Below are 18513 nucleotides of genomic sequence, written 5' to 3'. Positions count from 1 at the left end.
AGACGCCCCATGCTCGCCGTGATCGTCTCGGGGCTCGCCATCGGCGCCGTCTACGCGGCGACGGCGCTCGCCTACAACGTGATGTACTCGACCTCGAAGGTGCTCAGCGTCACCACTGGCCACCTCTGCATGCTCGGCGGCGTATTCGGCGCATGGTTCATCGCCGGGCTCGGGCTGCCGGTCCCGGCGGGCCTCGTCGGCGCGGTGCTGGTGGGGGCGCTGTTCGGCGGGTTCACCGAGATCGTCGGCGTGCGCCGGGTGCTGGCGCGGTCCGACGAGCACCTGTGGCTGCTCTCCACGCTGGCGCTCGCCACCATGCTGCAGCAGGCGGTCGGCCTGTGGTGGGGCACCGAGCCGAAGCCTTTCCCCCGGCTGATCCCGCAGGATTTCTCCTCGGGCCTGCTCGACCAGAAGTACTGGCTGCCGATCCTCACCGTGCTGGTGATGACGGCCGGGCTCGAAGCCTTCTACCGCCTGACCCTGTGGGGCAAGCTGTTCCAGGCCACCTCCGAGGACGCCTTCGCGGCGCGCGCCCGCGGCATCCCGACCGACCGGGTGCGTCTCGCCTCCTACCTGCTCGCGGGGGCGCTCGGGGGGCTCGCGGGCTTCGCGGCCGGGCAGCTCACCTTCGCGTTCTTCGCGCTCGGCCTGACGCTGACCCTCAACGGCTTCATCGCGCTCGCGGTGGGCGGGCTCGGCAGCAACCTCGGCGCGCTGCTGGGCGGGGCGGGCCTGGGCCTGCTCTCGGCCTTCGCCACCTACTGGTTCGGGGGCGAGTACCAGCAGACGATCGCGGTCGGCCTGCTGATGCTGGTGCTCCTCGTGCGGCCCGAGGGGCTGCTCGGCGCGCGGCGGGTGAGGCCGGTCTGATGCGCGGCTCCGCCTCCGGCCTCTCGCTGGCGCTGGCCGGCCTCGCGCTCGTGACGCTGCCCTGGTGGTCGGGCGACCTCTACCAGCTGCACCTCGTCTCGCTGATCGGCGCCTACTGGGTGCTGGTGGCGGGCCTCAACCTCGTGGTCGGCTTCGCCGGCCAGCTCTCGATCGGGCATGTCGGCCTGCTCGCGGTCGGCGCCTACGGCTTCGCGGTGCTGGCCGGCACGCTCGGGCTCGATCCGCTCCTCGTCCTGCCGCTCTGCGGCGCGCTCGGGGGCGCGGCGGGGCTGCTGCTCGGCCTGCCCTCGCTGCGCCTGCCGGGCTTCTACTTCGCCATGGCGACGATGGCCTTCGCGCTCATCGTCACCGAACTCTCGCTGGCCTGGGGCGGGCTCACGGGCGGCGGCACCGGGCTGTCGGTGCCGGGCTTCCCGGCCCCGTTCCACACGCCGTGGGGCCAGTACTGGCTGATCCTCGCCATCGGCGCGGCCGTGACGGCGATGACCTGGGGCATCGCCCGGCGGATGTGGGGCCGCGCCCTGATCGCGGTGCGCGACAGCGAAGTCGCGGCGGCCTCGGTCGGCATCAACGTCTTCCGGGTCAAGCTCACGGTGTTCGTGTTCTCGGGCGTCACCGCCGGCCTCGGCGGCGCCCTGTTCGCGGCGCTCCAGACCTACATCACGCCCGACACCTTCGTGTTCGAGATCGGGCTGTTCTTCTTCGTCTGCATCATCATCGGCGGGCGCGGCAGCATCCTGGGGCCGCTGATCGGCACGGCGGTGCTCACCGCGCTGCCCGAGCTGGTGGCGCCGCTGGCCAAGCTCGGGACGTTCTTCTACGGGCTGACCCTCCTCATCGTCGTGCTGCTGGTGCCGGAGGGTATCGGCCGCCTCGTGGAGGTGCTGGCCGCCCGCCTGCGGGCCGAGCCGCACCGCAGCCACGAGGTCCGCCCCGACCTCGCCCGCCTGCGCCGCGCGCTCACCTCGCAGGCGGGCGCGAGCCCGCCGGTGGGTGAGCCCCCGCCGGTGGGTGAAACCCGGCCGCCCGAGGCGCCCGCGCTCGCCCGGGAGGCCCTGCCGTGAGCGCCGCCTCCCTGCCCGCCGCCCTGCCCGAGGCCGGGGGCCTCGCGGCCGAGTCCGTCGCCAAGCGCTTCGGCGGCGTCACCGCCCTCGACGCGGTCTCCCTCGACCTGCGGCCCGGCGAGATCCACGGGCTGATCGGCCCCAACGGCTCGGGCAAGACCACGCTCCTCAACCTGCTCTCGGGCTATTACCGCCCGGATGCGGGCGAGGTGCGCCTCGACGGGGAGGCGCTGTCGCGCCGCTCGGTGCAGCGCCGGCCGCGGCTCGGCATCGCCCGCACCTTCCAGAAGCCGCGCCTCCTCGGCCACCTCACGGTGCTCGACAACGCCATGCTGGGCGCGTGGCGCGACGTGCGCGCGGGCTTCCTCGCCACCGCGCTCGGCCTGCCGTCCGTGCTGCGCGAGGAGACGGACCTGCGCGAGCGGGCGGCCGACCTCGTCCACGGGGTCGGGCTCGGCCATGCGATCCACCGGCGGGCGAACCTGCTGGAGCATGCCGAGCAGCGCTTCCTGGAGATCGCCCGGGCGCTGGCGCTGCGCCCGCGCTTCCTGCTCCTCGACGAGCCGGCCGGCGGGCTCACCGGCGCGGAGATCGCCCACCTCGCCGACATCGTGCGCACCATCCGCGACGGCGGCATCGGCGTGCTGCTCGTCGAGCACCACACCGACTTCGTCTTCCGGGTCTGCGGCCGGGTCACCACCCTCGACCGCGGGCGGCTGATCAAGCACGGCACCCCCGATGAGGTGCGCACCGACGCGGAGGTGGTCCGCGTCTATCTCGGAGCCTGACGATGTCCCGGCCCGGCCCCGTCCTCCTCGATGTCGCGGACCTCCACGTCGCCTACGGCAAGGCCCATGTCGTGCACGGCGTCGGCCTCACGGTCCATGCGGGCGAGTTCGTGGTGGTGCTCGGGCGCAACGGCGCGGGCAAGAGCACCATCCTGCACGCGCTCTCGGGGCTGATCCCCAAGCAGCGCGGACGCGTCACCTTCGCGGGCGCCGACATCACCCACGCGAGCCCGGGCGACATCGTGCGGGCGGGCCTCGTGCAGGTGCTCGAAGGCCACCGGGTCTTCACCAGCCTCAGCGTCGAGGACAATCTCCTGATCGGCACCTATGCGGGCCGCGGGTCCGATCCGCGCCGGGGCCTGGAGCGGGTCTACGCCGACTTCCCCGAACTCGCCGAGAAGCGCCACCAGCAGGCCTCGCGCCTGAGCGGCGGCCAGCAGCAGATCCTGGCGGTGGCGCAGGGGCTGATCGCCGAGCCGCGCCTGCTGATCCTCGACGAGCCGTCGGGCGGGCTCGCCCCCGTGGTGGTCGACCGCATCCTCGACGTGGCGAGCCGGCTCGCCCGCGGCGGGACGGCGGTTCTGCTGGTCGAGCAGCTGGTGGAGAAGGCGCTGCGGCACGCAGGCTACGGCTACCTGCTCGAGACCGGGGCAGTGGCGGGGGAGGGCACCGCCGCGGCGCTGCAGGACAGCGCCCTCCTGCGCCGAATCTATCTCGGCGGGGCGGAGGCGGCCTGAGCGCATGGCGCGACGCAAGGCCGCCGAGGGACCGCAGGCCGTCCCGCCCTCCGAGCCCGCGGCCGAGCCCAACGCGGTGCAGAAGGTCTGCGCCCTGCTGCGGGCGCTCGCGGGGCCCGGCCCGCGCCGCCTCACCGACCTCGCGGCCGAGACCGGGCTCAACAAGGTCACGGCCCTGCGCATCCTCGACACCCTGGCTCAGGAGGGCTTCGTGGCGCGGGGGCCCGACGGGCGCGGCTGGCGGCCCGGGACGGAGTTCCTGGCGCTCGCGGCGCGCGCCGGGCGGCCCGACGACCTGCGGGCGCTGGCGCGCCCGAGCCTCGTGCGGCTCGCCGAACTCTCGGGCGACACCGTGCTGCTCTCGGTGCGCAGCGGCGTCGAGGCGGTCTGCGTCGAGCGCGAGATCGGCTCCTACCCGATCCGGGCCAACTACCTCGACATCGGCAGCCGGCGCCCGCTGGGTGTCGGGGCGGGCGCGCTGGCGCTCCTGGCGTGGCTGCCGGACCGGGAGGTGGAGGCGATCCTCGGCATCGTCGCGCACCGCCTCGACGCCTATCCGCGCCTCGGCGTGGCGGAGATCCGCGAGGCGATCGCGGCCGCGCGGGCGCGCGGCTACGTCATCCTGCTCGACCGGGTGGTCGACACGATGGGGGCCATCGGCGTGCCGGTGCGCGACGAGACCGGCCGCACGGTGGCGGCCCTCAGCATCGCGGCCCTCTCGGCGCGCCTGCGCGAGCGCGAGACGCTGCTCGCCGAGGCGCTGGGACGGGAGGCGAACCTGATGGAGCGCGAGCGCGTGCCTGCGCGGCGGCAGGAGCCCGCATGAGGGAGGACCCGGCATGAGTTGGATCACCGGGGTCGGGCTGACCCCGTTCGGGCGCCTGGAGGGCCGCTCCACCCTCGACCTGATGAGCGAGGCCGCGACCGAGGCGCTGGCGAGCGCCGGGCTGGAGCGGCGCGCGATCGACGGCGTGATCTGCGGCTACTCCACCACGCTGCCGCACCTGATGCTCTCGACGGTGTTCTGCGAGCATTTCGGGCTCGCGCCGGCCTACGCCCACGCGGTGCAGCTCGGGGGCGCGACGGGCTTCGCCATGGTGATGCTGGCCCATCTCCTGGTCGGGGCGGGCGCGGCCGAGCGCATCCTCGTGGTGGCGGGCGAGAACCGCCTCACCGGCCAGAGCCGGGACAGCGCGGTGCAGACCCTCGCCCAGGTCGGGCACCCGGTCTACGAGGTGCCGCTCGGGCCGACCATCCCGGCCTATTACGGCCTCGTCGCGAGCCGCTACGTCCACGAGCACGGCGCGCCCCCGGAGGATCTGGCCGAACTCGCGGTGCTGATGCGCGCGAACGCCGCCCGGCATCCGGGCGCGCATCTGCGCGAGCCCGTCACGGCCGCGGAGGTGCTCGCCTCCAAGCCGATCGCCACGCCGCTGCGCCTCCTCGATTGCTGCCCGGTCTCGGACGGGGGTGCCGCCGTGGTGGTGGCCCGCGACCCCGGGCGCGGCGGCGTGCGCATCACCGGGGCGGCCCAGGCCCACACCCACCAGCACGTCAGCGCCGCGCCCTCGCTCACCCGCTTCGGCGCGGGCGACAGCAGCGCCCGGGCGCTCGCGCAGGCCGGGCGCACCCTCGGGGAGATCGGCTACGCGGGCATCTACGACAGCTTCACCATCACGCTGGCGATCCTGCTGGAGGAGATCGGACTTGCGCCCCGGGGCGGGGCCGGACGCCTCGCCCGCGAGGGCCATTTCGCGCCGGGCGGGCCGATGCCCCTCAACACCCACGGCGGCCTTCTCTCCTACGGCCATTGCGGCGTCGGCGGCGCGATGGCGCATCTCGCCGAGGCGTGGCGACAGATGCGCGGGGAAGCCGGCGACCGCCAGGGGCGGGTGCCCGCCGTCGCCCTGCTGCACGGCGACGGCGGCGTGCTCTCCTCCCACGTCAGCCTCGTTCTGGAGCAGGCCGCATGAGCCACGCCGCCGCCGACTGGACGCGGGGCGAACCCGGCCTCGCCTATCAGGAGTGCCGCGCCTGCGGGCAGCGCTGGACCTTCGCCCGCCGCTTCTGCCCGGCCTGCGGCGCGACCGAGGTCGAGACGCGCGCGGCCTCGGGGCGGGGCACGGTCCACGCGCTCACCACGGTCGCCCGCGCGCCCTCCGCGGCTTTGCGCCCGCACGCGCCCTACACGATCCTCCTCGTCGATGCGGCGGAAGGATACCGCCTGATGGCCCACGGCGAGGGCGACCTCGCCATCGGCGATCCCGTCACGGCCCACTTCGCGCCCTTCGGCGAAGGGCTGATCCCCGTCTTCCGCAAGGACGTCCCATGACCGCGTCCCTTAAAGCCGCTCTCGATCCCTGCTCCATCGCGGTCATCGGGGCGTCGGAGAACCCCAACAAGATCGGCGGGCGCCCGCTCCTCTACCTGTCGCGCTTCGGCTTCCGCGGCGCCGTGCATCCGATCAACCCGAACCGCGGCGAGGTGCAGGGCCTCAGGGCGGTGCCGCGGCTCTCGGACCTCGACGAGGCCCCCGACCTCGCCGTCATCGCGGTGCCCGGCGAGGCGGCGGTGGCGGCCCTCGACGAGTGCGCGGCCGTCGGCGTCAAGGTCGCGGTGATGATGGCGTCCGGCTTCGGCGAGACCGCAGGCGGCAAGGCGCGCGAGGCCGAGATGGCAGCCCGGGCCCGCGCGCGCGGCCTGCGCGTCGTCGGGCCGAACTCGCAGGGGCTCGCCAATTTCGGCACCGGCGCGGTGGCGAGTTTCTCGACCATGTTCATCGAGGCGCCCCCCGCGGACGGGCCGGTCGGCATCGTCAGCCAGAGCGGCGCCATGAGCGTGGTGCCCTACGGGCTGCTGCGCGGGCGCGGCATCGGCGTGCGCCACGCCCACGCCACCGGCAACGACGCTGACGTGACCGTGTGCGAACTCGCCGCCAGCGTGGCGGAGGATCCCGGCCTGCGCCTGCTCCTCCTCTACCTCGAGAGCATCCCGGACCCGCACCACCTCGCCCAGGCCGCGGCGGTCGCCCGCGCGCGCGACCTGCCGATCGTCGCGCTCAAGTCCGGCCGCACGCCCGCGGGCCAGGCGGCCGCGCTCTCGCATACGGGAGCCCTCGCCAACGAGGACCGGGTGGTGGACGCCTTCCTGGAGCAGCACGGCATCTGGCGCGCCCGCGACACCGGCGACCTCGTGGCGGCGGCCGAACTCTACCTGAAGGGCTGGCGGCCGGCGGGGCGGCGCCTCGTGGCGATCAGCAACTCGGGCGCGACCTGCGTGCTGGCGGCCGATGCGGCGAGCGCGGTCGGCATGCCGCTCGAACCGCTCGCGGCGGACACCCAGGCGCGCCTGCGCACCATCCTGCCGAGCTTCGCGGCCACCGCCAACCCGGTCGACATCACGGCGGCCCTGCTGACGAACAGCCGCCTGTTCGGCGAGATCCTGCCGGTGATCGCCGCCGACCCGTCCGCCGACGCCTTCCTGATCGGCGTGCCGGTGGCGGGCCAGGGCTACGACGTGCCGGCCTTCGCGCGCGACGCCGCCGCCTTCGCGGCCGAGACCGGCAAGCCCGTGGTGGTGAACGCGCCCCAGCCCGGCGTGGCCGCGGCCTTCCGCGACCAGGGCCTGCCGGTCTTCGCCTCGGAGGGCGGGGCGGTGCAGGCCCTGCACCAGTTCATCGCCCATCACGAGCTGATCGCCCGGGCCGCCCCCGCCGTCCCGGCGCCGCCGCGGCGAGCCCCCGCCGGACCCGCGCGCCTCCTCAACGAGGCCGAGAGCCTCGCGCGGCTCGCCGCCGCCGGGCTGCCGGTGGTGCCCCACCGCCTCTGCCGCAGCGCCGAGGAGGCGGTCGCGGCCCTCGACGCGCTCGGCGCTCCGGTGGCCGTCAAGGGCTGCTCGCGCGACGTGCCGCACAAGTCGGATCTCGGCCTCGTGCATCTGGGGCTGCGTGAGCCGGACGGGGTCGCGCGCGCCGTCGCGGCCTGCCGGGACGGGCTCGCGCGGGCGGGCGCGGCCTACGAGGGCGTGATCGTCGCCGCGATGGTGCAAGGCCGCCGCGAATTGCTGATCGGCGCCCATCGCGACCCGAGCTTCGGACCCGTGGTGGTGATCGGCGACGGCGGCCGCTACGTCGAGGCCCTGCCGGACTCGCAGATCCTGCTGCCGCCCTTCGGTCCGGAGGCGGTGCGTGCGGCGCTCGCGCGCCTGCGCATCGCCCCGATCCTGGCGGGCGTGCGGGGCGAGCCGCCCTTCGCGCTCGACGCCTTCGTGGCGGCCGTCTGCGCGGTCGGGCGCCTGATGGAGGATCCGGCGATCGACAGCCTCGACGTCAACCCGATCCTGGTCGGCACGGACGAGACCGCCTGCCTCGCCCTGGACGCGGTGATCGTCGTGCGCGACCCGGCGGACTGACGCCGGCGCCCGCGGGGAGCCGCGCCGGGCGCGCGCAACCCGGGCCGGCTGCCGACCTCGGCGGCGCGTCAGTCGAGCGTGGCGCCCGACTGCTTCACGACCGCGCCCCACTTCGCGATCTCGTCGGCCATGAAGGCGCCGAAGGCCTCCGGGGCGAGCGGACGGCTGGTGGCGCCCAGAGCCGCGAACTTGTCGGCGATCGAAGGCTCCTGCAGCGCCCGCACCGCCTCGGCGTTGAGGCGCCGGACGATGTCGGGACTGGTGCCCTTCGGCGCGACGAGCCCGTTCCAGGCGATGGCGACGTAGTCGGGCAGGGCCGCCTCCCGGATCGTCGGGATGTCCCTGGCGATCGGCAGCCGCTCCGCCGAGGTGATGCCCAGCGCCCGCACCCGACCGCCCTCGACATGCGGCAGCACCGATTGCGTAGTGTCGAACATCAGGTCGACCTGCCCGGCCATCACGTCGGTGATCGCGGGCGCGCTGCCGCGATAGGGGACGTGCGTGAGCTTGATCCCGGCCATCGAGGCGAAGAGTTCGGCCGCGAGGTGGGTCGACTGGCCGAGGCCCGAGGAGGCGTAGTTCAGGGCACCGGGCTTGGCCTTCGCGGCCGCGATGAGGTCGTGCACGCTGCGCGAGGCGGCCGCGGCCGGCACCACCAGGACGAGGGGATTCTCGGTGAGCAGCGCCACCGGCTCGAAGCTCCGCAGCGTGTCGTAGTTGAGCTTGCGGAACAGCGTCATGTTGATTGCGTGCGCGGTCGTGGCGACGCCGAGCGTGTAGCCGTCGGGCGCCGCACGGGCGACGACCTCCAGGCCGAGATTGCCGCCGGCGCCCGGACGGTTGTCCATGACGAGGCGCTGCCCCAGGATCGCCGAGAGGCGCTCGCCCACCATCCGGGCGGTGATGTCCGTCGAGCCGCCGGGCGGGTAGGGCACCACCACGCTGATCGGCCGGGCGGGCCATGCGGTGGCGCGGGCCGGGCGGGGGGCCGACGCGAGCGCGCCGGCTCCGGCGAGACCGGCGACGAAATCGCGGCGTCGCATCATGGCGAACAATCCTCCCTGCTGTCTCGTGAGCCCGACCGGTTCGAACGCGGCGCCGACGCGCGGGGCGCTGCCGATCGGCACCGGATCATCCGTCGTGGCGTGAGGGTCCCGAGGCCGCCAGCGACGCCCGTGACGATGGTCACCGGGCCTCGACCCGCCTCGCGCAGGTCCGCATGACGGAACGAAACATCGGGCGTCCTCCGGGCCGGGCCGCGCGGGAGTTCCGCCGCGGACTCTTCTGTCCACGATGGTTGCCCGTCCCCTTGAACCTGTCAACAGAGTTCGGGGTTCAGTCTAGACCTGATCCGCCGCGAAACACGGAAGAGCCGAGACGAGCTACAAAAGTTTCATCAGACGGAACGACTTGGCGCAGGCCGCAGGCAGGGGACGATCGACGACGACATTCCCGATCACTGGCCATGCGGGGCCTCATCGCCGCGCGGGATGCCGGCGACCACGGTGCCGAACGAATGCCGGGCCAGCGAACTCATGCTGGATGCGCGCGATCCCGCCGGGACGGCGGATCAGAGCAGGTCCAGAGGCGGCGCTGCGCCGCCGAACCAGTTGCCCTTCATCAGCTGCTTGGCGTCCTCGATCCCGCGCGGGTCGCCGCGCTGCTCCGCGACACGCAGCAATCCGGCGGCAGCCCAGCCGTTGTTCGGCGCACGCTCCAGGGCGGTGCGGAAGGCTTTTTCCGCGTCGTCGAGCCGTCCCTGGGCCAGCAGAGCCGCGCCGAGCGACTGGTGCACCGGGTAGTACCAGAACGGCGGCTCCATGTAGGGCAGCCGGTCCTGGATCTCCGCGGCCTTGCCGAACAGGGTGGCCGAGGCGGCATGATCGCCGGCCTTCTGGGCCACGCGGGCCTCGATCACCGTCTCGGCGAGGGTCAGGACCTCCGCGCCCGGAACGCCCGCGGCGGCGAGCCCGGTGACCTCCGGCGTCTGCGCCAACCGGCCGATCACCGCCGCTTCGGCTCTCGCCTCGTCGGCGCGTCCGAGGCGCGCCAGGGCAACGCCGCGTGCGTAGCGCCACGTGGCATTCACGAACGGGAAGCCCGCGTCCGGTTCGGGCAGGGCCAGCACCGTTTCGGGCGACGAGAAGCGCGCGTGGGCGGTGTAGGGAGCGGCCGCGATCGGCTGCGTCCACGGCACCTCGCGCTTGGCCCGGTCCGACACGATGCCGGCGAGCTTCTCCGCCGCGGCGACGGCCGTGGACCCGTCGCCCCCCATCAACGCGGAGGCGAGCACGAAGTGGACGTTGTGGGCGTAATAGGCCTCGGAATACAGCAGGCTCGCGCCGCCCTGGCGGACGATCGCCTCATCGGCGGCGGCGGCCTGCAGGTTGGCCTCCAGGCTCTCGCGCCAGCGGCCCACCCGGTACCAGATGTGGCTCGGCATGTGCACGAGGTGTCCGGCTCCCGGCATCAGGGCTTCCAGCCGCTGCGCGTGCGCAACCGCCCGCTCAGGCCGGTCGGAGGCCTCGACGGCGTGGATGTACAGGTGAATGGCGCCGGGATGATCGGGTGCAGCGACGAGACCGTCCAGCTTCCGGTCGCCGAGCACGCCCTCGATGAGTTCCACCATGCGCGCGGTCTCACCCTTGGGCGTCCTGCCGCCGTCATCCCAGTAGTCCCAGGGGGTCAGGTTCATCAGCGCATCGGCGGTCAGGAGCGCGACGTCCGGACTGTCGGGGAAGCGGGCCTGCACCGCCTTCATGGCCTCCGCATAGGCTTGGTCGAGCGCCTTGCGGTCCGCCGTCGCGTCGCCCGCATAGCGGCGGGACAGCGCCTCGATGAGAGCCGCCTGCAGGGGGCCCGCCACGGGTGCGAGGCGCTGTGCGGCCGCCAGGGCGACGAGCGCCCGGGCGTTGGCATCCGGCTCCACCGGGAAGTTGATGTGCGGGCCGAGCACCCAGGCCTCGCCCCAGAAGCACATGGCGCAACCGGGATCCAGCTCCTGCGCGGCCCGGAAGGCGCGGGCGGCTTCGGCGTGGTTGAAGGCCCAGGCGAACCGGTAGCCCTGATCGAAGTAGGCGCGTGCCTCCGGATGGGAGGGCTGCGCCGCGGCCCAGACGAGCCGGCCGAGATTGTCGTGGAGGGGCGGCCGCTGCGAGGTCGTCGGCGCGGCGGCGCCCTTCGGCAGGTCGCGATGGTAGGAGCCGAGTTCGGTGCGGGCCGGCGGAGCCGGATGCGCGGGGTGCTGGGCCTGCGCGGTCACCATCTTCGGCCTGGCGGCGGGATGATTGGACTGGGCGAGGCTCTGGAGCAGCCTCGCGCGCGGGCCGTGATGGCTACCGAGAGGGCATGCCGTCGCTGCGCCGGCAGCGCCCCACATCACCGTCGTGATCAGGAGAGCGTGCCCGATCGAGCGCCGACGCTGCATGACGGGATGGGTCATCCGGGCCTCCAAGGGTCGTGCGGGCCGGCGCCCAGCTTTCGCATCGGCCCGCAGGTGACAACTACAATCATTAGACTGCCCGGGCAGCAGGGGTGTGGAGGATGACCACGAACACGAGGGCGGGTGCAGACGCGTCAGGCCCCGGCGGGGACGACGACGGGCGTCGACCTTGACGCTGTCGATCGTTCGCGCCGCCACGGTCGACCTCGCGCGACGGGCTCGTCTCCCGCCCGGCGCCGGAACGGCGCGTCGCCGGCCAGCCTCTCCTAGAGGCGATCGCGTCAACTGATCGTAAACCATGACCATTAACGTCAATTTATGGTGACTGCCCAGAGTATGGCCCCGGGCGGCCTGCCGCTCCGGGGGCGATGGACTGCGATCCGGGTCCGCAGGGATCACCGACAAGATTACAGCAAGCGGCAATGTCGGCAGCGATACTGGCCTGCCGGCAGCCAGCAAATCCTGCTCATCTCGAAGATCCGGGCGGATCTCGTCCGCCCGAACCGGATCAGGGGACCATCGTGAAGACCGTACTCCTGTCGCGCCGCTCGCTCGTGGGCGGTTTGGCTTCTCTTCTGTCGGTCGCGGGAGCGGTCGGGCCGGTTCCGGCCCTGGCGGGTCCCGACGAGATCCGCATCGCCTTCGTCGGCGATTCCCTGTCCGACGGCATGTGGGGCGGCGCCGTGCGGCTGCTCTCGCGCGAGGCCTGCCTCGGATCCCGGATCAGGCTCGGACGGCATGCCCAGAACGGCACGGGCCTGACCCGCCCGGCCAAGTTCGACTGGGTCGCCGAGAGCAGGGCGGTGGTCGCGCGGGCGAAGCCGACCCTCGTCGTGGTTTCCCTCGGCCTGAACGACCGGCAATCCATCGTGGACACGAGCCGGGCCCGCTTCGACCTCGGCACGGCGGCGTGGCGCAGCCGCTACGCGGAGCTGTCCCAGGCCCTACTGCGGAACCTCGCCGCGGAGGGGGCCGGCGTTCTGTGGATCGGCCTCCCGGTTCTGCGCGACAAGGTCAGCCAGGACGACGCGACCGAGAAGAACGCCGTCTATGCCGAGGCGATCAGGGGACTGGGCAACCCGAAGGTCCGCTACGTCGAGCCCTGGAAGCAGGCGGCGTCCGGCGCCGACGTGTTCCAGCCCTATGGGCCCGATCTCAAGGGTGCTCAGGTCCAGATCCGCGCACCGGACGGCATCCACTTCACGGCGGCGGGCTACGACGTGCTCGCGGCGTACCTGCTGCGCACCGTGACCGGCGTCCTGAAGGAGCAGGGCATCGCCGTGGGCTATCCTTGCCAGCATCAGGCGAAGCTGTGAGCCTCGGCGGGCGCGGATACGGCCTTCCGGCCGCGGCGGGGGGCGCGCTCCTCCTGCCGCTCGCGCTCGCCCTGGTCCTTCCGGCCGGGAGCACCAACCCACCCGCGCCGGCCGGCGGGGTCGCCCCGAGCCCGCGGGACGCGAGGGGGCAGGCGCCCGACGCCCCGGCGTCCCGGGACCGAGGCGCGATGGCCGAACCGCTCCGTGGCACCCGCAGGGGGCTGTCGATCCTGCAGATCGGCGACAGCCACACCGCGGCCGATCAGTTCACGGGTGCGGTCCGGCAGGCCCTGCAGGAGCGGTACGGTGCCGGCGGCGCAGGCGTCCTGCCCGTCGGATCGCCCCATCCCGGCGTGCGCAGCACGCAGGTGAAGGTCGCCGCGAGCCAGGGCTGGACCTATGCAAGCCTGCAGCGGGCGACGTCGCCGGACGGGTTCGGCCTGTCGGGATACACCGCGAGCACGAGCGCGGCCGGGGAGACCCTGAGCGTCACGGCCGAGACGCCGATGCCCTACTCGTTCGTCGAGATCGAGGCCCGGACCGGCGTGGATGCCGGCTCGATCTCGGTCGAGGCCGACGACACTCCCCTGCTGTCGGCCTCCCTGGCGGCGGCGGAGGCCGGCCCGGTCGTCCTGCGGGCCGAGGCGCCCGGCGGCTTGGCGGCCTTCCGGCGGCTCGTGATCCGCACGATTGCCGCCAAGCCGGTGACGGTCTCCGGCATGACGATCCGGCGGTCGGACGGAGGCATCGAGTATGGGGCCGTCGGCTATCCCGGCGCGACGGTCGAGATCCTCGGCCGGATCCCGGCCCGGACCCTGGTGGACACCCTTCGCCGACTGGCGCCCGACATCGTCGTGCTCGCCTTCGGCACCAACGAGGGGTTCAACGACGCTCTCGATCCGGCCGCCTACCGTGACCGCTACGCGGGCGTGATCCGCACGATCCGCCGGGCCACGCCGCGGGCGCGGCTGGTGATGGTCGGGCCGCCCCAGGCCGAACGGGTCCCGTCCCCCTGCAAGCCCGCTCCCGACGCCCCTGCCTGTCCTGCCGCCGCGCCGGCGCAGGAGACGGCCTCGGCCGGCAGCGAGACCTGTCCGGCCCGGCCGCCGCAGCTCGGCGCTGTGCGGGAGGTGCAGCGGCGCCTCGCCGCCCATGAGGGGATCGCCTTCTGGGACTGGTGGGCCCTGATGCCGGCCGGGTGCGGGGCGGCGCGATGGCTGGCCGCGGACCCCCCGTTGATGGCGAAGGACCGCATCCACTTCACGCGCGCCGGCTACCGTGTCGGCGGTCAGGCGTTCGCGACGTTCATCGAGCCGCAGGTCAAGGCGCTGCTCCGAGGCGACCATGCTGTTCCCAACCATTGAATTCGCCCTGTTCTTCATGCTCGTGCTGCCCTGCACGTGGCTGCTCAACCGGCGCAACGAGCTCAAGAAGGCGATGCTGGTCCTGGCCAGCTACGTCTTCTACAGCTTCTGGAGCGTGCCGTTCCTGCTCCTCCTGTTCCTGTCGTCCGTGCTCAACTATGCCTTCGGCCTGCTGATCGGCCGCTCCGCGACGGCGGGATTGCGGAAGATCCTGGTCGGCATCGCGGTGGTCTGCAATCTGATCCCGCTCTGCTTCTTCAAGTACGCCGATTTCGTGTCGGCTCAGGTGCAGGCCCTGGGCAACCTCGTCGGGGTGGCGGTCGGGGGCGGCAGCACCGGCCTCGCGGTGCCCGTCGCGATCTCCTTCCTCACCTTCCACGGCATCTCCTACGTGGTCGATGTCCACCGCCGGAAGGTCGAGGCCTCGCGCTCGCTCGTCGACCTGCTGCTCTACATCGCCTTCTTCCCCCACCTCGTGGCGGGTCCGATCGTCCGGGCGGCCGAGTTCCTCGGGCAATTGTCGAGGCCCTGCGACTCGCGGGAGATCGACCTCGGCCGGAGCGCGCTGCTGATCCTCGGCGGCCTGTTCAAGAAGGTGGTCGTCGCCAGCCACCTCTCGATCCTGTTCGTCGACCCGGTCTTCACCCATCCGCAAGGGTACGGGAGCGTCGACCTGATCCTCGCGATGTACGCCTACGCGGTGGTCATCTACTGCGATTTCAGCGCCTACACCGACATCGCCATCGGCGTGGCCGCGCTCCTCGGCTACCGCTTCCCGCGGAACTTCGACCAGCCCTACAGCGCGCTCTCCCTGCAGGACTTCTGGCATCGCTGGCACATCACCCTGTCCACGTGGCTGCGCGACTACCTCTACGTCCCGCTCGGCGGGAGCCGGGCCGGGCGCTGGCGCACCTACCGCAACCTGATCGTGACGATGGTGCTCGGCGGCCTCTGGCACGGGGCGGGCCTGCAATTCGTCGTCTGGGGCGCCCTCCACGGTTTCGGCCTCGCGGGCGAGCGCCTGCTGCGCGAGTCGACGGACGCGAACGGCCGGTTCCGGGCGTTCCTGCGCTCGGAGGCCGGGCAGACGATCCGCTTCCTGCTCGTGTTCCACTTCGTCTGCGTGGCCTGGGTCTTCTTCCGCGCCGCGGATGTCGGCACGGCCGTCGACTACCTCACCACCATCGTCGTGAGGACCGGCCACGCGGCGCCCGTCACCGCCACGCCGCTCGTGATCGTCCTGATGCTGCTCGGGTTCCTGACCCAGCTCCTGCCGCTGGCGGCCTACGGGTGGGCGAACGCCACCTACCGGCGGGTCCATCTCGCCGCGCAGGTCGGATTCGCCGGTCTCGCGATCTGGTCCGTGACCATGCTGTCGCCCTCCGGCATCGCCCCCTTCATCTACTTCGCCTTCTGACCGGAAAGCCAGACACCGTCATGTCCGCCATGAGCCCGCACGCCGCCCTGCCGGCGCAGGATCTGCTCCACCCCCTCGCCACTGCGACGGCCGCCGCGCGCCCGTCCGGGCCGGTCGGCCGGGCCGTCGCGCTCGTCTACGGCACCTGCGCGCTGCTCGCCGTCGCCTACCCGCAGGCGCTGGCCGCGTGGCTCGACGAGTTCGAGCCGAACCCGGTCGTGGCCGTCGCCCAGAGCGGCACGGCCCGTCTGGTCGCGATCTCGGAGGGGTTGGGCGTCGCCGGGATCTCGGGGCAGGTCCGCGACCTGGGCAAGCAGCTCACCCGCAAGCCGGATTGATCGGGCACTGCACCGACGGCGGTCTCGCGAAACCAGGGGCAGCACCATGAACCGTGTCCTCGTGCACACCGCCGCGGCGCTCGTCCTCGGCGGATGGCTCTGTGCGGGAGCCCAGGCGGCCTGCGTGGTCGTCGGCGACAGCATCGGCGTGGGCGTCGGCCTCGCCCTGAAAGGGGTCTGCACGACCTCTGCGAAAGTCGGCCTCGGGTCGTCCGCGGTGGCCGCGCGGGTGATGTCCGGCGGCCACTGGACCGTCGCCTCCCTCGGGAGCAACGACTTTCCGCGCGGCATCGGCGCGGCGCAGCGGGCGCAATCCGAGGCCCGCGTCATGGGCGCTCTGGCCGCCGTCGCCGCGAAGGCCGGGCGGCGGCTGATCCTGATCCTGCCGGCCAACGCCGCGCGCGCCTATGTCGAGCCGTGGGCCGCGGCCCACGGCGTGCAGACGGTCCGGTTCGCGGCCGGGCGCGACGGCATCCATCCGCGCGACTACGCGGCCCTGGCCCGGGAGATCAGGGGCCGGATGGGCGCGTGACGGGAACCGACGAGAGGGGACCGATGGCGGCGACGGTGGGTCCTCATCGGCGGAGAAGGCCCTGGAATTTCTTGCTGCGCGGTGAAGCGAGCGTCCCGCCGTCCGATCCCTCGGGACCGGCAGGACGGCGAGGCGGCACGGGTCGCGCGCGGCCGACCACGACGCGGAGGCGGACGCTGTCCTGCCCGATCAAGCGACGCTCGACCGTTTGAGGCTCAGTAAGCGGAGCGGCTCGGCGGCGCCACGCCGGTCCGGCCGAGCGGTGCGGCCGTGCGGGCCGCCGGCCAGAGACGAGGGAACGCCATGCGCCTCATGGGTCCTGCCGCCGTCGCGCTGCTCCTCGCGCTACCCGGGACCGCCACCGCGGACATCAAGCGCCACAGGACCGTCCCGGAAGCCTTCTGGGGGCAATGGACGCTCATCGACCAGCCGTGCGGCCAGGACGGCCGGCCGGCCCTCGCCATCACGGGATCGAGCTACACGCAGCCCGACGCGACCTGCGCGATCCTCTGGGTCGACGAGACGGCGGGCCGCACCGGCTCGATCTACTCCGCGCACATGCGCTGCACGGCCGAAGGCGGGGCTCCGCAATCGGCGGCGAACCTCATCCTGCTCGCACGGGACGGCGACGTGGTGGCGCTCGGCGGGGATTTCCAGAGCCTGCGCAACTATCGGCGCTGCCCGGCCGAACGGCAGCCCGCGCCGGCGACCGAGTGATGGGCGGCCCGGTCGCCGCCGCGCGGCCCGACCGCCCCCGGCCGGACACCGCCCCGGGGGATCGGCACCCGGCCGTTCCCGGATCGGCCGCCGTCGTACGCCGGCGGGGCCGCTGGGGGCGCGTCGCCCTGGCGGTCGGCGTGCTGCTCTGCCTCGCCGCGGGCTTCGCGATCGCGCATCTCTGGTCGCCGCACGCCAACCTGCGCGTGACCACCGGCCCGCCGGGAAGCACCGCCCAGCGCTTCATCGCGGCCTTCGCCACCGTCTCGAAGGCCCAGCATCCCCGCGTCACCCTCGACCTGGTCCAGGCGAACGACCTCGCGGCGAGCGCCAGGGCGCTGGAGGAGGGGCGGACCGACCTCGCCATCGTGCGCAGCGACGTGGCGCCGCCCGCCAACGGCCAGACCGTGGTGATCCTGCGGCGGGACGTAGTCGCCCTCGTGCTGCCGCCCCACAGCCGGGTCGAGTCCGTCGCGGGCCTTGCGGGGAAGACGGTCGGCATCCCGGCCGGGCCGCTCCAGGCCGACAATGCCAGGATCCTCGACACCGTGCTCGGCTACTTCGACGTGCCTTTGAAGGAGGTCGGCCGGATGGTCCTGCCGGTGGACGAGCTGGCGCGGGCCGTCCAGCAGAAGCGGGTCGCGGCCGTGCTCGCGGTCGGACCGGTGGCACCGGGCGAGATCGTCGACGTCGTGGCCGCTGTGGCACGCGCCACCAAGGGAACGCCGGGGATCCTCGCCCTCGACGAGGCCGAGACGATCGGCAAGCGCTTTCCCGGCTTCGAGGCGTTCGACGTGCCCGCCGGTGCGTTCCGCGCGCGGCCGGCCACGCCGGGCGACACGGTCACGACGCTCGCCGTCACCTACCGGTTCGTGGCGCCGGAATGGATGCCCAACGTCGTCGCGGCGGCCATCGCCCGGTCGATCCTGACCACCAAGGCCAAGCTCATGGCGGTCACGCCGCTCGCCAACCAGATCGAGGCCCCCGATCCCGACGACAAGAGCCCGATCCTGCCCGTGCATCCGGGCGTGTCCGCGTATCTCAGCAGCGGCGATCAGAGCTTCTTCGATCAGGTGCAGCAGTACTTCACCATCGGCGGCCTGATCATCAGCCTTGCCGGTTCGCTGTTCGCCGCCGCGACGGCGTACTGGAGCCGGCGCCGGTCGGAGGCGGATTGGCGGCCGATCCGGCGGCTGGTCGAGATCGCCGACGAAGCCTCGCGCGCCGACCTTCCCGGGCTCGCCGCCCTCGAGGCCGACTTCCACGGCCTCGTCGCGGCGGTGCTGGGCCGGTCTCCCGAGAGCGGCGACGCCGACCGGCAATCCGCCTTCGCGACGGCCCTCGCGCATGCGCGGCACGCCCTCGACAAGCGGCGGTCGATCCTCGAATCGGGGTCGCGGCCTGCGGCACCCCTCGTTGCGGCCCAGTGAATCCGGGCCGTCCCGGTCGAAGCGAGGCGGGCTGTCCTGTCCAATCAAGCACCGCATCCTGCCTGCC

General features: G+C 73.3%; 17 protein-coding genes. 15 read left to right on the top strand and 2 right to left on the bottom strand.

All coding sequences use genetic code 11. The annotated features are described in order from the left end of the window. Positions 1-9 precede the first annotated feature (9 nt). From MFF61_RS23725 to MFF61_RS23690, 8 genes are read left to right on the top strand one after another with little or no spacing between them, the layout of a single operon-like run. Positions 10-870 carry a branched-chain amino acid ABC transporter permease gene (locus MFF61_RS23725; RefSeq protein WP_238239943.1) on the top strand — a complete coding sequence of 287 codons (861 nt, stop codon included), beginning with the start codon at positions 10-12 and terminating at the stop codon, positions 868-870. Beyond that, positions 870-1955, top strand: a complete 1086-nt coding sequence (locus tag MFF61_RS23720; protein ID WP_238239942.1) for a branched-chain amino acid ABC transporter permease — start codon at positions 870-872, stop codon at positions 1953-1955. Before MFF61_RS23725 ends, MFF61_RS23720 begins: the two co-directional genes overlap by 1 nt. Beyond that, complete coding sequence (locus tag MFF61_RS23715) at positions 1952-2743, top strand: ABC transporter ATP-binding protein (protein WP_238239941.1); 792 nt, start codon at positions 1952-1954, stop codon at positions 2741-2743. The genes MFF61_RS23720 and MFF61_RS23715 overlap by 4 nt, the downstream gene beginning before the upstream one ends. A gap of 2 nt (positions 2744-2745) precedes the next feature. After that, positions 2746-3480, top strand: a complete 735-nt coding sequence (locus MFF61_RS23710; protein ID WP_238239939.1) for an ABC transporter ATP-binding protein — start codon at positions 2746-2748, stop codon at positions 3478-3480. A gap of 4 nt (positions 3481-3484) precedes the next feature. Further along, on the top strand, positions 3485-4306 hold the full coding sequence (locus tag MFF61_RS23705; RefSeq protein WP_238239938.1) for an IclR family transcriptional regulator: 822 nt from the start codon (positions 3485-3487) through the stop codon (positions 4304-4306). Positions 4307-4319: 13 nt separating this feature from the next. Beyond that, positions 4320-5453 carry a thiolase family protein gene (locus MFF61_RS23700; protein WP_238239937.1) on the top strand — a complete coding sequence of 378 codons (1134 nt, stop codon included), beginning with the start codon at positions 4320-4322 and terminating at the stop codon, positions 5451-5453. Further along, positions 5450-5812, top strand: a complete 363-nt coding sequence (locus MFF61_RS23695; RefSeq protein WP_238239936.1) for a Zn-ribbon domain-containing OB-fold protein — start codon at positions 5450-5452, stop codon at positions 5810-5812. The genes MFF61_RS23700 and MFF61_RS23695 overlap by 4 nt, the downstream gene beginning before the upstream one ends. Further along, positions 5809-7890: an acetate--CoA ligase family protein gene (locus MFF61_RS23690; protein WP_238239935.1), complete on the top strand. Its 2082-nt coding sequence runs from the start codon at positions 5809-5811 to the stop codon at positions 7888-7890. The genes MFF61_RS23695 and MFF61_RS23690 overlap by 4 nt, the downstream gene beginning before the upstream one ends. Before the next feature lie 68 nt (positions 7891-7958). On the opposite strand, the gene MFF61_RS23685 is transcribed toward MFF61_RS23690, so the two are convergent. Both MFF61_RS23685 and MFF61_RS23680 read right to left on the bottom strand, forming a co-directional pair. After that, positions 7959-8936, bottom strand: a complete 978-nt coding sequence (locus MFF61_RS23685) for a tripartite tricarboxylate transporter substrate binding protein (RefSeq protein WP_238239934.1) — start codon at positions 8934-8936, stop codon at positions 7959-7961. Between the two features lie 524 nt (positions 8937-9460). Then, positions 9461-11332: a tetratricopeptide repeat protein gene (locus MFF61_RS23680; RefSeq protein ID WP_238239933.1), complete on the bottom strand. Its 1872-nt coding sequence runs from the start codon at positions 11330-11332 to the stop codon at positions 9461-9463. Between the two features lie 521 nt (positions 11333-11853). On the opposite strand from MFF61_RS23680, the gene MFF61_RS23675 reads away from it, so the two are divergent. The 7 genes from MFF61_RS23675 (at position 11854) to MFF61_RS23645 (ending at position 18446) form a co-directional block, all read left to right on the top strand. After that, positions 11854-12648, top strand: coding sequence for an SGNH/GDSL hydrolase family protein (locus tag MFF61_RS23675; protein ID WP_238239932.1), 795 nt, complete (start codon positions 11854-11856; stop codon positions 12646-12648). Between the two features lie 188 nt (positions 12649-12836). Then, the gene (locus tag MFF61_RS23670; RefSeq protein ID WP_238239927.1) at positions 12837-14012 is read left to right on the top strand and encodes a GDSL-type esterase/lipase family protein; all 1176 of its coding nucleotides are present in this window, start codon (positions 12837-12839) and stop codon (positions 14010-14012) included. Beyond that, entirely contained in the window at positions 13993-15429 is a 1437-nt protein-coding gene (locus tag MFF61_RS23665) for an MBOAT family O-acyltransferase (protein WP_238239924.1), read from the top strand. The genes MFF61_RS23670 and MFF61_RS23665 overlap by 20 nt, the downstream gene beginning before the upstream one ends. Positions 15430-15449: 20 nt before the next feature. Then, entirely contained in the window at positions 15450-15767 is a 318-nt protein-coding gene (locus MFF61_RS23660) for a hypothetical protein (protein ID WP_238239914.1), read from the top strand. A 46-nt stretch (positions 15768-15813) separates the two neighbouring features. Continuing rightward, positions 15814-16299 carry a hypothetical protein gene (locus MFF61_RS23655; protein ID WP_238239912.1) on the top strand — a complete coding sequence of 162 codons (486 nt, stop codon included), beginning with the start codon at positions 15814-15816 and terminating at the stop codon, positions 16297-16299. A 303-nt stretch (positions 16300-16602) separates the two neighbouring features. Beyond that, positions 16603-17016: a hypothetical protein gene (locus tag MFF61_RS23650; RefSeq protein ID WP_238239909.1), complete on the top strand. Its 414-nt coding sequence runs from the start codon at positions 16603-16605 to the stop codon at positions 17014-17016. Beyond that, complete coding sequence (locus MFF61_RS23645; protein WP_238239907.1) at positions 17016-18446, top strand: TAXI family TRAP transporter solute-binding subunit; 1431 nt, start codon at positions 17016-17018, stop codon at positions 18444-18446. Before MFF61_RS23650 ends, MFF61_RS23645 begins: the two co-directional genes overlap by 1 nt. Positions 18447-18513: the final 67 nt, after the last annotated feature.

Source organism: Methylobacterium isbiliense, from assembly GCF_022179325.1.
GTDB lineage: Bacteria > Pseudomonadota > Alphaproteobacteria > Rhizobiales > Beijerinckiaceae > Methylobacterium > Methylobacterium isbiliense.
This window is presented reverse-complemented; position numbering and strand designations above follow the sequence as displayed.